Here is a 14,398-nt window from a genome sequence, read left to right as displayed (position 1 = left end):
TACAGATGGATTTTAACTTGAATGCCATTCAGGGGCGACATAAAATGCCTTTACATTTTCAACAACACGAGATCCGCCATGAAAAACGCCCAGGCCAATTCACCCGCCATCAGCTTCAGCTGGTGTCACGACGCCACTGCCGAAGATACATTGTGCAAGTTATATCTTGATAACGTCAGCGCCGACTATATCTCCCATTCGGAGCTGCAGGGCGAGCGCGCCGATGCGCCCGGCAACTGGCGCGCGGACTTGCCTGAGATCATCCGTGGCGAAATCCGCGCCGCCCTGTCGCATGACTGGGCACATGGCGATTCAACCCTGCTGGCCGTTGCCACGCAGGATGATGCCATCGTCGGCATGGCCTTGGTTTCCATCGACACGCGCCAGCGTGCTTCGAAATCGTTCGCCGCGCTGGACGATCTGGTCTTGCTGCCTTCCGTGCGCGGCAGCGGCATCGGCAGCCAGCTGGTGGAATGGGTGGCCGACGAGCTGCACAGCCACGGCATCGCCCGTTTGTTCCTCGAATGCGGCGCGCATAACCTGACGGCGCAACAATTCTTCCAGGGCCGCGGCTTCAAGCAAGTCTCCGTCGTCATGCTGCGTGAACTCGACGTGCCGGAAGTGACGGCCGCCGTGGATGACAAGGATGGCGACCGTGGCTGACGCCCGCCGCCCCCGACCAGCCCAGGCCCGTGGCAGCCTGGAACGTAAATATTTGCGCAGCACCAAATTCATCCAAACCGATAGTTGTTAAAAGTCACACTAAAACCCATGAGTTGTTTATGCATCCAATGAAAAAATGGCTGACGCTGGCCATCGTCTCCAGCGCCTTGTTCCTGATCGTGGTCGACATGACCGTGCTCTACACCGCCTTGCCCGCGCTGACGCGCGACTTGCAGGCCACTTCCTCGCAAAAACTGTGGATCATCAACGTATACGCGCTGGTCGTCTCCGGCTTGCTGCCCGGCCTCGGCACCCTCGGTGACCGTCTGAGCCACAAACCCGTTTTCCTCGCTGGCCTGGCCGTGTTCGGCATCGCCTCGCTGTGCGCCGCGTTTTCGCCCGCGCCGGAATGGCTGATCTTTGCCCGCGTGCTGCTTGCCATCGGCGCCGCCTTGATGATGCCGGCCACCTTGTCCATCATCCGCCTGACCTTTACGGACAACCGCGAGCGCTCGTTCGCCATCGGCGTGTGGGCGGCGATCGCCTCGGGCGGCGCCGCGTTCGGCCCCGTGCTCGGTGGTTTCCTGATGGAACATTACTGGTGGGGTTCCGTCTTCCTGATCAACGTGCCCATCGTGCTGCTGACCCTGGTGCTGGCCGCCGTCGTCCTGCCGAAACGGGCCGGTAACCGTGACAAACCGTGGGACTTGAAGGGTTCCCTGCAAATCATGATGGGTCTGCTTGGTGGCGTGTATGCGATCAAGGAGCTGGGCAAGTCGCAGCCGTCGTATGCGCTGGCCGCCGCTTCGTTCGCCGTGGGCGCCTTCTTCATGCTCAAATTCGTGCGCCGCCAGAAGCGGCAAGCCAAGCCGCTGATCGACTTCGCCCTGTTCCGCGAACTGCCGTTTTCCAGCGCCGTGGCCGCCGCCATGGTGGCGTCCGCCGCCCTGATCGGCATGGAACTGGCGCTGAGCCAGCACATGCAGCTGGTGCGGGAACTGTCGCCGCTGGAAGCGGGTCTGCTTCTGTTGCCGCTACCGCTGGCGTCCGTGTTTGCGGGGCCGCTGACGGGTTTCATGCTGCCGCGCGCCGACAAGGCCAAGGTACTGTGGGGTTCGCTGCTGCTGTCCGGCATCGGCATGGCAGCGTATCTGGTGCTGCATGACGCCGCCGTCTCGGCCCAAGTGGCCAGCCTGGTAATCCTTGGCCTGGGCCTGGGCGCCGTCATGACGGCCGCATCGAGCGCCGTGATGCTGAACGTGGCTCCCCAGCAAGCCGGCATGGCCGCCTCGATCGAGGAAGTGTCGTATGAACTGGGTGCCGTGATCGGCGTGACGGTGCTGGGCACGATTTTGTCGGCCGTCTACAGCGCCACCCTGGTGATCCCGGAAAGCGCGGGTCTGCTGCCGAATGCCCATGACACCCTCGATGCGGCGCTGCTGGCCGCCGAGCAATTGCCGGCCGAACTGGGCTTGCAAGTGTCGGAACTGGCCCGCTCGGCCTTCGACAAGGCGTTTATTGTCGTGCTGGCAACGGCTTCCGCCATCCTGATGGCGGCCGCGGCCACCATCCGCCACCTGCATCTGCGGGCGCGCCGGGCGATCTCGATCTAATGGATCAGCGCTTCAGCAGCGGCGCCACCTTGTCTCGCAAGACGGTCCATTGGGCGTCGTGCACAGCCTGGTTGGGGTCGTGCCCGGCCCGTTTCACCACGTTAAAATCCTTGGCCGGCGCGGTGATGCTGTCAAAGTAGGTGCGCGCGATGATGGGCGAGGTCAGCAAGTCCGCTTCGCCCATGATGAAAAACACGGGCAAGTCAAAGCGCGTGCCCAGCGCAGGCAGGTCGACCTTGGCAAACATGCCGTCGCCGCGCAGGCCGATGAACTGGATGTACGAGTAGTCATCGGCCGCCTCGGCATCCGCCAGGGCTTGCGGCGTGGCGTAGAACGGCGCCGGCTGCCACCAGTGTTTCGGTGGCGCATCCGTTGCCAATCCTTCATATTTGCGGTCGAAGCGGCGCAAGATGCCGAAGTTGCGCGGGTCCGTCCATGGCGGCGCACCGAGCGCCGTCAGCTTGTCCACCGTAGTGGTATCGCCAGCCGCCTGCGCCAGCGCAAGCACTTCCCGGTACATGCCGCTCTCGTTGGCCCGCGCATTGACCACCTGCGCCGTGCCGATATACGCGTGGAACAGGTCGGGGCGCGCCTTGGCCATGTGCACGCCCAGGATCGATCCCCAGGAACTGCCCATCAAAATGACTTTCTGCTGGCCCAGATGCTGTTCGATATAGCGCGCCACGGCGATGCCGTCGTCACGCATCTGCTCTACAGTCAAGGGTACGTCTTCTGTTGGCTGCTGTTTCGCATACGTCATGCCGGCGCCGCGCTGGTCCCACTGCACCAGGGTGTAGTGGCGTTCCCAGCCGGCGTAGATGGCATCCGCGTAGGGACTCAGCGCATTGCCGGGGCCGCCATGGATGAACAGGATCACGGGATTGCCGCAGGCGGCGCCCGTGACCGTGATCCATTGCTCGATGCCGTTGATGGGCACATAGCCTTGTTCGCGCACGGCTTGCGTGGGCGAGGCACACGCAGGTACGGGAGCCGCTTGCGCCGTGTTGAAACAAGTTAAGAGCAGCAATGCCAGGCCTGTGATGCGCATATTGTCCTCTTCTATATAGTGGGGGAAACTACAGCGTGCAATCCTGCGCCGCCTTGCCGGCAATGAAGCGGGTGCTGGCCTGTTCAAAACAGGCGGGCGCCGTCCACAACAGGAAATGCGGGGCCTTGTGCACGGTAGACAGGACCACCTTGCCGGCCTTGCTCTGCGTTAAAGCCTGCACTTGCGCCTGCGCGCCCGCATACGGCGTCTTCGGGTCCAAGGTTCCCTGCAGCACCAACGTTGGCGGCATTTTCGCCGGCAAGGTGCCGAAATAGGCGTCGCGTGGGTAGGTCGGCAAGCCGCCGCCAAGCAGGATACGGGGCAGGGGACTGGTAAACAGCAAATTCTCCTCGTCGCGGTCGATGTCGGCGGCCGTCCAGCCGGGGCGCAACGATGGCTGCAGATTGTTTTCCGAATTGCTGATGATGCTGACCAGCGGAATCGACAGCGGCGACTGGGAATAGCTGCCCAGGCTGGCCGCCGCCTGCGTCAAGGTGGCGCGCACGGCCGTCAGTTCCGCCTCGCCCCCCTGGTCCAGCTCGCGCAGCAGATACGGAATGCGGACGCGGGCGGACGGCACGTCGAGCATGCCGCCCAGGAAGTTTTTCAGGTTCTTGCCGGGGATCTTCGCCAGCAGGGCGGGATCGGCTTGCGCCTTGTCCAGCACGCGGCGGTACAGGCTTGCGGCCGGCTCGCCCAATGCCGCATGGCAAGCGGCATCCGCGTCGCATTCGGCCAGCACCTGCATGCCGACCGTGTTGACCACGTGCGAACGCTGGCTCAAGTCCCGGTGCACATCCGTTTGCGGCGGCACCAAGGAGTCGAGGATGACGCCCTTGACGGGCAGCGGCCCCAGCTGCAAGGTGCGCAAGACCAGCTGCGTACCGTAGGACACGCCATAGACATACACAGGCGGTTTCCTGCTACCCCGTTCGCCTTCGATCAGGGCCTTCAGATCGCGCGCGGCCATGGTGATGGAAAACTGCGCCGCGTATTCCGGCATCAAGTTGATGCCGGCAAAGCAGCTGCCCCATTCCGCACCGGACAGGGCGCGCCCGCCGGGACTTTCTCTGGATTCTTCCACCTTGCACAGGCGCGAAGAATTGCCCGCGCCGCGGTGGTCGGGGATCAGGAATTCAAAGCCGGGAAAGCTGCGGCGCAAGGTGGGCAGCAAGTTGTAGAACGAAGCGCCCGATTCGCCGGGACCGCCCGCCACCAGCCACAGGGTGCCCTTGGCGGGCTTGCCGGCAGGCACATCGGCCGCAAACTTGCGCACGAAAACGTGCATGGCGTCCGGATCACCGATGCCGCGGCCCTGGGCGTCGTAGCTGCCAGGCACGTTCAAGCCCGAACACAGGCTGCCGGGGGCGGCCGTATCGGAACAGGGCGTGAAGAACATCGGCTCGGCATGCAGGGAGGTGCCAACCATCAGAGTGGCCAGCAGGGTCAGGCGGGGCAGAAAGGTCATCGGCTACTTTGGCAGAGATGGAGATCAGCCGCCAAAGTAGCGTTTTTTACAGCAATTGTCCAGATTGAAATATTTCTGACAGGATTTAGTTGCTTTTGCTGCCACGCAGCAAGCGGAGACCGTTCGCCACCACCAGCAGGCTGGCGCCCACGTCCGCGAACACGGCCATCCACAAGGTCGCCGTGCCGGCCAGCGCCAGGCCGAAGAACACGGCCTTGATGCCGATGGCAAAGCTGATGTTTTGCACGAGGATGCTGCGCGTGCGCTGGCTCAGGCTGATGAATTCGGGCAATTTTCCCAGTTCATCGTCCATCAGGGCCACGTCCGCCGTCTCAATGGCCGTGTCGCTGCCGGCCGCGCCCATGGCAAAGCCGATTTCCGCCTGCGCCAGGGCCGGGGCGTCGTTGACGCCGTCGCCCAGCATTGCGACCACGCCGAATTGCTGCTGCAAGGCCTTGATTTCATCGAGCTTGTTTTCCGGCAGCAGTTCCGCCTTGACCAGGCTGACGCCCACTTCGGCACCGATGCGCTGCGCCGTCAGCAGATTGTCGCCCGTCAGCATCACGGTGGTGACGCCCAGCGCATTCAATCTGGCGATGGCGGACGCCGCCGTCGGGCGCAGCACGTCGGCCACGGCGATCACGCCCAGCGCACCGGCCGAGGTGGCCAGCACCATGGCCGTGTAGGCTTGCTGTTCCAGCCGCGCCAGGACGGCTTGCAATGCCGGCGTCAAGACATTCAATTCCGTCATCAGGCGCGCATTGCCCAGATAATAGGTCTGGCCGGAGATCGTGCCTTGCACGCCGCGGCCATGCAGGGCGGCAAACTGGGTCACGGGCAAGTGGCTGCCAGCGGGCGGACCGGCCTTCACGATGGCGGCGGCCAGGGGGTGGGCGGAGTTCGCGTCCAGGCTGGCGGCCAGCAGCAGGATGGTATCGCGGTTGCTGCCGTCCATGGCCACCACGTCCGTCACGGCCGGTTTGCCCATGGTCAAGGTGCCCGTCTTGTCGACGGCGATGGCCTTGATGCGGTAACCCGTTTCCAGGAATTGCCCGCCTTTCACCAGGATGCCGCGCCGCGCCGCCGCCGTCAGGCCGCTGACGACGGTGACCGGGGTGGAAATGACGAGCGCGCACGGGCAGGCGATGACCAGCATCACCAAGGCCTTGTAGATCCAGGCCATGAATGGCTGGCCCAGCAGCAGGGGCGGCAGCACGGCCACGAGGATGGCGAAGACGACGACGGCGGGCGTGTAGTAGCGGGCGAAATTGTCGACAAAGCGCTGCGTGGGCGCCTGCTTGCCCTGGGTTTCCTCGATCACCTTGACGATCTTCGCCAGGGTGCTGTTGCCGCTGTTGGCCGTGACGGTGACGTCGAGCAAGCCCCGTTCATTGATGGTGCCCGCGTACACGACGTCGCCCACGGCCTTGTCCACCGGCATGCTTTCACCGGTGATCGGCGCCTGGTTGACGGACGATTCGCCGCTTTGCACGATGCCGTCGAGGGCGATGCGCTCGCCCGGCTTGACGCGCATCAGGGTACCGATGGCTACCGTGGCGACGGAGACTTGCTGCCAGGCGCCGCTGGCGTCGGCCACTGTCGCCGTGTCGGGCGCCAGTTGCATCAGGCTGTGCACGGCGTTGCGCGCCCGGTTCAGCGACAAGCCTTCGATCAGTTCGGCAATGGCGAACAGGAAGATGACCATGGCCGCTTCCGGCCACTGGCCGATGGCGATGGCGCCAAACACAGCCAGGCTCATCAGGAAATTGATGTTCAGGGTGAACGTTTTCAGGGCAATCCAGCCCTTTTTCAGGGTTGGCCAGCCGCCCGTGGCGATCGACAGCAGGGCCAGCGCGATGACGAGAGGGGAACTGTCTTCATGCGTGGTCCACGCCAGCGCCTCAGCGCCGGCCGCAGCCAGGCCGGAAACCACCAGCAAGCCTTTTTGCATGCCGGACAGGCTGCCTTCGTTCGGGTCGCGCGCGACGACGGCGTCCGCCTCCATGGGAATCGCCTGCATGCCGATGCCGTGCAGCGCCGCTTCCACCGTGGCCAGTGTAGGTAGGGTGTGGTGCACGTCGAGTACGCGGTTCATCAGGTTGAAATCGAGGCCCACGACGCCAGCCATCGTGGCCAGCTTGTTGCGGATCAAGCGTTCTTCCGTGGGGCAATCCATGTTGGCGATGCGGTATTTGGCCGTGTTGGCGCCGGCGATGGCAGCGCTGGGCAAGGCTGGGCCGGATGGGGCGGCAGGCGTGGACGAGCACGCGTGCTGGCTGGAACAGCAGCTGGCCGCCTTGGGGGCATGCTCATGCTTGTGGTCGTGCTCGTGGGTATGATCGTGGCTATCGTGCGGCATCGCATTCGTCCTTCCGGTTTCGTGTATGCTTCCATTAGAAACCCTGTAGCCGCTACAGGGTCAAGCGGAATTTGCATGAAAGAATGAAAAGGGGATGCCATGCGTATCGGAGAACTGGCCAAACGGACAGATTGTGACGTGGAAACCGTGCGTTACTATGAAAAGGCGGGCTTGCTGCAGGAACCGGGCCGCAATAGCGCCGGCTACCGCGAGTACCGCGAAGAACACCAGGAACGGCTGCAATTCATCCGCCATTGCCGGTCGCTGCAGATCGGCTTGACGGATATCCGCGCCTTGCTGGAATTTAAGAACAACCCGGCCGAAGGTTGCCAGAGCGTCAATGAATTGCTCGACCACCATATCTTGCGCATTGCCGAGCAGATGGCGAATTTGCAAACCCTGCAGCAGCAACTGGTGACCCTGCGCCACCAGTGCGACCAGCCGCAGCCGTCGCAAGACTGCGCGATTTTACAAAACCTGTCCGAGGCGGCCAGCGGCCACGACTGCGCCTGCCATACCGAACTTCATTGACGATTGCTACATGCTGAAACTGTTGCCTAAAAAAACTTTACTCACCTTATCCCTGCTGTCGCCACTCTGCCATGCTGCCGATGCGCCTGCCGCAGCCGGCCACTACCTGACCTTGTACGCCGCACCCGGCGTGCCGCAAGACGATGACCCGTACACCTGGAGCACGGTTGGCGGCAAGCAGCTGAGCAAAGGCGTGACGAAGGCGGACGGCCGCGCCTATGTCAAGGCGGAGGCGGGTGAAGAAAACTACATCCTGAAAACCGTCAGCATGCGCTGGCAGCTGAAGGTCCCCGCGCAATGCTGGCTGGGCGCTCCTGACGCCTTCCAGCAATGCATGCAACTGGCCAAAACCACGAGCCGCCATGATGAAGAGCAGGATGCGCTCAAGCTGGCTGAGCAGCAGAAGGAAGCCAAGATGCAGGCCAGGATCGCCGCCTACGCGGTGGAGGCCCAGGCCAACGACGATGCGCTGGCCTGGCTGGGGCGCTTGCCTTCGAGCTGGACAATAGAGAGCTATGGCACGCGCCTGCTGCGCATCGGCGACAAGGTGGCCAAACAGATTGGCGACGCGCTCAAGGATGGCGGTCCCGACGCGCGCCAGTTCGTCTGCCGCGCGCCCGACTACTACGGTCCCGTGCCGGACCAGGCCGCTATCGACGCCTGGATAGGCGCACCGCGCGCCGTGCGCAAGGTGCGTACCGGTCCCGCCTGGGATGCGCTGGTGGCGGCCGGCGAAAAGGGCAACTGGATGGCCCGATTGGAACTGTATTACACCTTGTCCAGCGTCAATGTCAGCGAATTGAGCCTGCTGGAACAGTACCGCATCGTGCAATTGATGGAATGGCTGCACAAGAAACAAATCGGCGGATTGTATGGCTACTTCAGCGCCGGCATACCTGTCACTCCCGGCAATATGCCCAGCGCCACCTGGCGCAAGCAGGACCAGGCCTCGCTGTATGCGGCCATGCTGGGCAGTTACGAGGATCAGAACAGCCGGGGCAAGGTCTTGCAGGCGGACCCGGATCCCGCGCTGGCCGCGGCAGGCGGCAACATGCTGGCGTGCGCCAGGGCCGCATTGCCGCAACGTCACTAGCGCGGCAGCAAGGGCGGGCCGCCATCACCCAGGCGGAAGGCGTCCACCACGCGCAATAGATCATGCGCCTGGTCCTGCATGCTTTGCGCGGCGGCGGCCGATTGTTCGACGAGGGCGGCATTGCGCTGGGTCAATTCGTCCATTTCCGTGATGGCATTGTTGACTTCCTCGATGCCCTTGCTCTGGCGCTGGCTGGCCGCCGTGATGTCGTTCATGATTTCCGTCACTTGCTGGACGGAGGCGACAATATCTCCCATGGTGCGCCCGGCGCTGTCGGCCAGCTCGCTGCCCGTTTCTATGCGGGCCACGGAGTCCTCGATCAATTGCTTGATTTCGCGCGCCGCCGTGGCCGAGCGCTGCGCCAGGCCCCGCACTTCGGTGGCGACGACGGCAAAGCCGCGTCCCTGTTCGCCCGCGCGCGCCGCTTCCACGGCCGCGTTCAAGGCGAGGATATTGGTCTGGAAGGCAATGCCGTCGATGACGGCGATGATATCGACGATGCGTCCGGAACTGGCCTTGATCGAGCCCATCGTCTCGACCACCTGGCCCACCACGCGGCCGCCTTCCAGTGCCACGTTCGACGTCGACAACACCATCTGGTTGGCCTGGTGCGCGTGGCTGGCATTTTCGCGCACGGTGTCCGTCAAGGCATGCATGGAGGTTGCCGTTTCTTGCAAGGAATGAGCCTGCGACTCCGTGCGGGCCGACAAGTCCGCATTGCCCAGCGCGATTTCACTCGCTTCCACCGTGATGGTGGAGCCCGCCTGGCGTATCTCGCCCAACAAGGTGTTCCAGTTTTTCAGCACGGTGGCCAGCGCCCGCGACAGCTTGCCCACCTCATCGTCGCCCCGGGCGTCGATGCGCGTCGTCAGGTCGCCGGCGGCCAGCGATTCGGCGGCGCGACAAGCGTCATCGATGGGCCGCACCACGGAGCGCGCCACCCAGGTGGCGATCAGGGCCAGCAGGGCAAAGCCGATGGCCATGGTGCCCAGCGACAGCCAGCCGGCGCGCTGGCCCGCATACTTGGTATCCTGCAAGGCATCGACCGTACGGTGGTCGAGGTTGAGCAGCACCTGGCGCAGCTGTCCGCGCACTTGCTGGTAGTGTCCGGCGGCATTTTGCATCGCGGCCACGCCCGTATTCGGGTCCATCGAAGCCAGATCCAGCGCCTGCGCCACGCTGGCGCGGTAGCGCTCGACACCGGGCAGCGCCTGGCCCGCTTCCGTGGCGGCGCCCGAGAATTTCTGCAATTCCTTCAAGCCTTGCGCGATGGCGTTCAGCTGGCCATCCGTTTGCGCGCCGAATTGCTTGAACTGTTCGTCTGACAGGCTGGCCGCGATGGCGATCTTCGCATACACGTCGGCGTGCACCTGGCCCAGGGCAATAGCTTGCTGGTTCGCAAGCCGTTCGGCCGTCAGGGTGACGTCCTTCAGTTCGTGCATGCGCTGCTCGTTCTGCTGCATGGCGAAGTAGGACAAGGCCCCCATGGCCAGCAGGCAAGCCAGCGCGACCACCGGGACGATCAACATCTTCTGTGCGATTTTCATCGGAACCCATATCGTCAAGAGAGCGGAAAACCATCGCGGCGCTGGCGGCGCGGCGGCTGGCTACAGGTAGATGCCGCCGCAGACGACGGTCTCGGCCAGCTTTTCGCAGTACATCACTTTCGGCTCGATTTTCTTGGTTTCCGGATTCGTGAACTTGTATTCCTGCCAGAAGGTGCCCTTGCTCTTGGCCAGGTCGACGCGCTCCTTGACGAAGGCCTTGCCATCGATATCTTTCAGCTCGATCAAGTTCTTGCCCACCATTTTCGGATTGGCGCCATGCGCCGCCACCGTGCCGTCGAGCTTGTAGACGACCAGGTACAGGTCATGCAGGATGAATTGCGGCGACTTGGCCGTGATTTCGCCATACGCCTTGGCGTCGCCGGCGCTCTTGATGTAGGACACGCCTTTCTTGACCATGGCTTCGGCGTCGGCGCGCGTGGCGCCGCCTTCGGCAGCGCTGGCGATACAGGGTAGCGTAGCGGCGGCAAGCATGAGCGACAGGCACATGGCAGGGGCGAACTTGGGCATGAGAATCTCCTTCACATTGCGGCAGGGAAATCCGGCGGGGGAACCGGTGCGGTAAGGCGGCGCCTATCGAAGTGCCGACGGGTCATGGTAGCGCGATGCCAGTGGACATGCGCTGGTGCAACAGATATTTTTTCAGACGGGCGTTTTTGCAACGTCGCGTGCACATTGCCGCAATAGATATTTCATAGGGAAAAGGAGGGCGCAGCCTATCGAGTCGATAGTGTGGCGCCGGTGCCGCGCTACCAGTTGGCAGGGTCTTCCGCCGCCGCGCGCGCCAGGTCCTCGCGCCAGTCCTGCTGCACCAGGCGGTAAATATCGGCAAAGAAGGCGCGCGGGTCAGCCATCTCGTCCCACAAGGCGGGCAGGGCATAGGTACTCTCGGGTTCGTGCTCGAGGATGGCCTGGAAATCAAAATCAGGGTCTTGCAAGGCCTGCGCCAGCACGGCCACCAGCGCATGGCGGTGGCGGTAGCTGAGTTCCTTGTATTGCGACGTGATGTCGCGGCGTATCAGGGCCGCGCGCTGGGCTGGATCGTTCATGTTCCAGGCGTCGAGCTCCACGCCCAGGGTTTCTTCGCGGTCATACACGTCGAAGGGGCCGAGGAAATGGTACAAGGTGGGAACGTAGAGAGCGTCGTTCCAGGGGCCGCGCAGGCCCTTTTGTTTTAGTTCTTGCATGATGGTTCCCCGTTCAGGCGCATACAGGCAAGGTCCAGCCTTCATCCCCGAGGTCGGTCGGGTAGATGGCGCGGGTCTGGTTCTCGCCCCAGCGGGCATGGTCGAGGATGCCGTCTTCATGCATGTCCAGCACCCATTCCGTGCTTTCCAGCAAGGTGCCATCCTTGTGGTACACGCGGAAGAAGGTGGACGTGCTCAGCGCGCGCACGATGTTCTGCGGCACGCCGTTGCCGTAATGCGGTACATAGGTCTTGATCACGCATGTGCCCTGGTCGTTCCACTGCTGTGCATAGACGGTGGCATTGCGCGCCGCGCTCACCTTGATGAAGAGCCAGCCTGCCAGCAGGAAGATGAGCAGGACGGCGGCGGCGATCAGGCCGGTTTTCTTGAGTAGCTGCATGAGGTCATGGCATGGCCGAAAACGAAGTTGCGGCATTGTATGTCAAGAGCAGAAATACTTGCTGTACAGCACGTACGGCAAGTATTTCCCCGCGTATGGCTGTCTATTTCGCCAATGCCGCCTGCAGGGCGTTCGACATCTCCAGGTGATGTTGCAACGCTGGCAAGGTCTTCCTGGCAAAAGCCTTGATATCGGGGTCGCTGGCTTTCTGGCTGGCATCCGTAAACAATTTCACGGCTTCCTTGTGCGCGGCTACGCCGATGCTGGCCGCATATTCCTTGTCGAAGGCCGGGCCTTCCAGGCGGCCCAGCTTGTCGATCTGCGCCTGGTGCTTGGCGCCAGGCTGGTCGCTGACCTCGATCTGCTTGCTGCTGACCAACTGTTTCAGTTCCTCTGCCACTTTCGTGTGATCGGTGACCATGGCGTCGGCGAATTTCTTCACCTCGGGATTGCTACTCTTGCCTTGCGCCACTTTGCTGGCGGCAATTTCCGTGCTGCCCGCGTCGGCGGCCTTGCTGAGGAATTGCTTGTCATACGCGCCCGGCGCGGCGGCCGCGATGCTGTTGATGGCGATACCGCTCAACAGCGCCACGGCGGCGCCGATGGCCACGTTTTTCAGGGAGGGGGTGCGGGAAGTGGTGGTGGAGATAGGCATAAGAACTCCTTTCGTGTATGGCGCAGAATTTTGCAAGCTGATTCGAATGTTATCGCAGCCAACGGCACACACGCATAGGACAGGAACGGCTATCTCCGTAGGACTGATCCTGTGCGCTGGCGACGGTCAGATGACTGCCGCGGCAAATTTAGGACCAGTCTGATATGCAGGACGAAGCATTACGCATAGCATTAAATTGTTGACCCGTAACCACCAGGAGGAAGTCATGATACCGATGAGTGAGCTTGACGTAGCAGCTGTGTCCGGCGGAATGGGCGGCAGGGCGCCTGATCGTTCTAAAGTTGTAACGGACCCACGATACGACGCCGTGATGGGCGGAATGATCGGTGGCGGGATCGCAGGCTCGGCCGGTGGCCTTTTCGGCATGGCGGTCGGTGCCATCGGTGGCGCCATCGGGGGTGCGATAGCGACACCGCGTGTGCCCATGTCCAGAAAATAATATGCGTTACTTAAAAATTCTGTCCTTTGGCACCTGCGGTGCCCTGATCGCATGGGCAATGACGTCTCCATCAAGCTTCAATGACTGGAATCTGCTATCGAGTGTGATCATTTTTAATGCGATTGCATTTGCCGCTTCCTTGTCTGCGCAACGGCGTAAAAAATCCCATTGATAGCGTTTCGTGAAAAGGCGGTCTGCAAACCGATGCTGTTCAGCTAATACTGAACAGCATTTTATCTTGCCAGTCTTGAGGCCGCTGTCGCACGCCTCACAGGACTAGTCCTGTTCGTTGGCGCACAATTCGACTTGTTTAAGAGCAAACAAGGCGGCGATGCCGGCATCGCGGCGCCAGGCGGGCATGCCGATATCGAGCCATTCCGCCAACGCATCCAGGTGCGATGGCTCCGAGACGCTGTGTTCGAGTTCGTCGAGCACCGTGTCGCGGTCGATATACAGGCTGTCCAGCCAGGCGTCGAACGAGGGCGCCAATTCCATCAGGCCGTGGGCGCGCTTGCCCGTCCAGTCCGGCAACTCCTGCACATAGGCCAGCACGCGGCCGGCGCCTTCTTCCGTCAAGTCCAGGTAGACCATGGAATTGCCGCCATCGCGGGCGAACGGCAGGATGCGCGCCGGCATGTCCGTATGTTTGCGCGCGGCGCGGATCTCGCCCACCAAGGTTTCATCGCAGAAATCTCCCTCGTCGGCGCTGAAAAAGGTATTAAAACCCATTTTTTCCACGCCACCATTACCGTCCGGCACATCGCTGGTGTAGTCGAACCAGGCGCCGTTGGCCACTCGCAAGAACGCCAGGAAGGCGGGCGGCAACGGTGCTTCCAGCAAGGCTTCGATGGCGGCGATCTGCTGCGCCGTGGGGGCAGGCTTGGCGCCCTCGAGCGCAAGGTGGCGGTATTGCGTGTAATAAGTCATTGATTATCCTTGTGAATTTTTTTTGACCGCCACGCCGTCCTCGCAGCCCGTCTCCACCTTGGCCAGCGCATCGACGAGGCCGGCCCGCAGCACAGCCATCGAACGGGCCTTCTCGTCGATCTGGGCAATTTTCGTTTCCAGCATAGCTCGTTTGGTCTGCGCATCGAGCGCATTTTCCTGCCAGACGACTATGACTTCGGCGATTTCCTTCAAGGTAAAGCCCAGCGCCTTGGCGTGACCGATCAGCTCAATGCGCCGCAAGGCTTGCGCCGAGTATTCCTTGTAATTATTCGTCAGGCCCGGCTGCGGCGCTTCGTCCAGCAAGCCCTGGCGCTCGTAGAAACGCACGGTGTCCTTGCTGACGCCCGTCAGGCGGGTAATTTCTCCGATGCGCATCGTTTTCCCTTGACCGTGGACTAAAGACCGCAG

15 protein-coding genes are annotated in these 14,398 nt (G+C 62.5%); 5 read left to right on the top strand and 10 right to left on the bottom strand.

Features of this window, described 5'->3' with window-relative positions:
* Nucleotides 1–78 precede the first annotated feature (78 nt).
* Together CSQ93_RS03425 and CSQ93_RS03420 are read left to right on the top strand one after the other, a co-directional pair.
* The gene (locus CSQ93_RS03425; protein WP_158301090.1) at nucleotides 79–663 is read left to right on the top strand and encodes a GNAT family N-acetyltransferase; all 585 of its coding nucleotides are present in this window, start codon (nucleotides 79–81) and stop codon (nucleotides 661–663) included.
* Nucleotides 664–791: 128 nt separating this feature from the next.
* Nucleotides 792–2,276: an MFS transporter gene (locus CSQ93_RS03420; RefSeq protein ID WP_322427328.1), complete on the top strand. Its 1,485-nt coding sequence runs from the start codon at nucleotides 792–794 to the stop codon at nucleotides 2,274–2,276.
* A gap of 4 nt (nucleotides 2,277–2,280) precedes the next feature.
* Here CSQ93_RS03420 and CSQ93_RS03415 read toward each other — a convergent pair whose 3' ends face one another.
* The 3 genes from CSQ93_RS03415 to CSQ93_RS03405 all read right to left on the bottom strand — a co-directional run bounded on the left by CSQ93_RS03415 (nucleotide 2,281) and on the right by CSQ93_RS03405 (nucleotide 7,151).
* Nucleotides 2,281–3,324 (bottom strand): alpha/beta fold hydrolase, encoded by a 1,044-nt coding sequence (locus CSQ93_RS03415; protein WP_099376760.1) that lies wholly within the window; start codon nucleotides 3,322–3,324, stop codon nucleotides 2,281–2,283.
* 28 nt (nucleotides 3,325–3,352) lie between these two features.
* On the bottom strand, nucleotides 3,353–4,792 hold the full coding sequence (locus tag CSQ93_RS03410) for an alpha/beta fold hydrolase (RefSeq protein WP_099376759.1): 1,440 nt from the start codon (nucleotides 4,790–4,792) through the stop codon (nucleotides 3,353–3,355).
* Between the two features lie 85 nt (nucleotides 4,793–4,877).
* Nucleotides 4,878–7,151 carry a heavy metal translocating P-type ATPase gene (locus tag CSQ93_RS03405; protein ID WP_099376758.1) on the bottom strand — a complete coding sequence of 758 codons (2,274 nt, stop codon included), beginning with the start codon at nucleotides 7,149–7,151 and terminating at the stop codon, nucleotides 4,878–4,880.
* 99 nt (nucleotides 7,152–7,250) lie between these two features.
* Between CSQ93_RS03405 and cadR the strand changes: the two genes are divergently transcribed.
* Nucleotides 7,251–7,682 (top strand): Cd(II)/Pb(II)-responsive transcriptional regulator, encoded by a 432-nt coding sequence (cadR, locus tag CSQ93_RS03400; RefSeq protein WP_034787498.1) that lies wholly within the window; start codon nucleotides 7,251–7,253, stop codon nucleotides 7,680–7,682.
* Between the two features lie 10 nt (nucleotides 7,683–7,692).
* Nucleotides 7,693–8,775: a hypothetical protein gene (locus CSQ93_RS03395; RefSeq protein ID WP_099376757.1), complete on the top strand. Its 1,083-nt coding sequence runs from the start codon at nucleotides 7,693–7,695 to the stop codon at nucleotides 8,773–8,775.
* Here the strand turns inward: CSQ93_RS03395 and CSQ93_RS03390 are convergent.
* The 5 genes from CSQ93_RS03390 to CSQ93_RS03370 all read right to left on the bottom strand — a co-directional run bounded on the left by CSQ93_RS03390 (nucleotide 8,772) and on the right by CSQ93_RS03370 (nucleotide 12,582).
* Complete coding sequence (locus CSQ93_RS03390) at nucleotides 8,772–10,322, bottom strand: methyl-accepting chemotaxis protein (protein WP_233516024.1); 1,551 nt, start codon at nucleotides 10,320–10,322, stop codon at nucleotides 8,772–8,774. The two genes, CSQ93_RS03395 and CSQ93_RS03390, sit on opposite strands and share 4 nt — an antisense overlap.
* Before the next feature lie 60 nt (nucleotides 10,323–10,382).
* Nucleotides 10,383–10,850 (bottom strand): cache domain-containing protein, encoded by a 468-nt coding sequence (locus tag CSQ93_RS03385; protein WP_324847106.1) that lies wholly within the window; start codon nucleotides 10,848–10,850, stop codon nucleotides 10,383–10,385.
* Between the two features lie 239 nt (nucleotides 10,851–11,089).
* On the bottom strand, nucleotides 11,090–11,527 hold the full coding sequence (locus tag CSQ93_RS03380) for a hypothetical protein (protein ID WP_099376756.1): 438 nt from the start codon (nucleotides 11,525–11,527) through the stop codon (nucleotides 11,090–11,092).
* A 13-nt stretch (nucleotides 11,528–11,540) separates the two neighbouring features.
* A complete protein-coding gene (locus CSQ93_RS03375; RefSeq protein ID WP_099376755.1) occupies nucleotides 11,541–11,927 on the bottom strand; it encodes a hypothetical protein in 387 nt (128 codons plus the stop codon).
* A 103-nt stretch (nucleotides 11,928–12,030) separates the two neighbouring features.
* Nucleotides 12,031–12,582: a DUF4142 domain-containing protein gene (locus tag CSQ93_RS03370; protein ID WP_099376754.1), complete on the bottom strand. Its 552-nt coding sequence runs from the start codon at nucleotides 12,580–12,582 to the stop codon at nucleotides 12,031–12,033.
* A gap of 461 nt (nucleotides 12,583–13,043) precedes the next feature.
* Here CSQ93_RS03370 and CSQ93_RS28685 point away from each other — a divergent pair, with 461 nt between their 5' ends.
* Nucleotides 13,044–13,214, top strand: coding sequence for a hypothetical protein (locus CSQ93_RS28685; protein ID WP_158301089.1), 171 nt, complete (start codon nucleotides 13,044–13,046; stop codon nucleotides 13,212–13,214).
* Nucleotides 13,215–13,318: 104 nt separating this feature from the next.
* Here the strand turns inward: CSQ93_RS28685 and CSQ93_RS03360 are convergent, their stop codons facing one another.
* Nucleotides 13,319–13,969, bottom strand: coding sequence for an SMI1/KNR4 family protein (locus CSQ93_RS03360; RefSeq protein WP_099376752.1), 651 nt, complete (start codon nucleotides 13,967–13,969; stop codon nucleotides 13,319–13,321).
* Nucleotides 13,970–13,972: 3 nt separating this feature from the next.
* Nucleotides 13,973–14,365 (bottom strand): MerR family transcriptional regulator, encoded by a 393-nt coding sequence (locus CSQ93_RS03355; protein WP_099376751.1) that lies wholly within the window; start codon nucleotides 14,363–14,365, stop codon nucleotides 13,973–13,975.
* Nucleotides 14,366–14,398 lie beyond the last annotated feature (33 nt).

Source organism: Janthinobacterium sp. BJB426, assembly GCF_002735705.1.
Taxonomy (GTDB): Bacteria; Pseudomonadota; Gammaproteobacteria; order Burkholderiales; family Burkholderiaceae_D; genus Janthinobacterium.
Note: the sequence above shows the minus strand (reverse complement) of the source record. Positions and strands in the feature narration are given on the sequence as shown.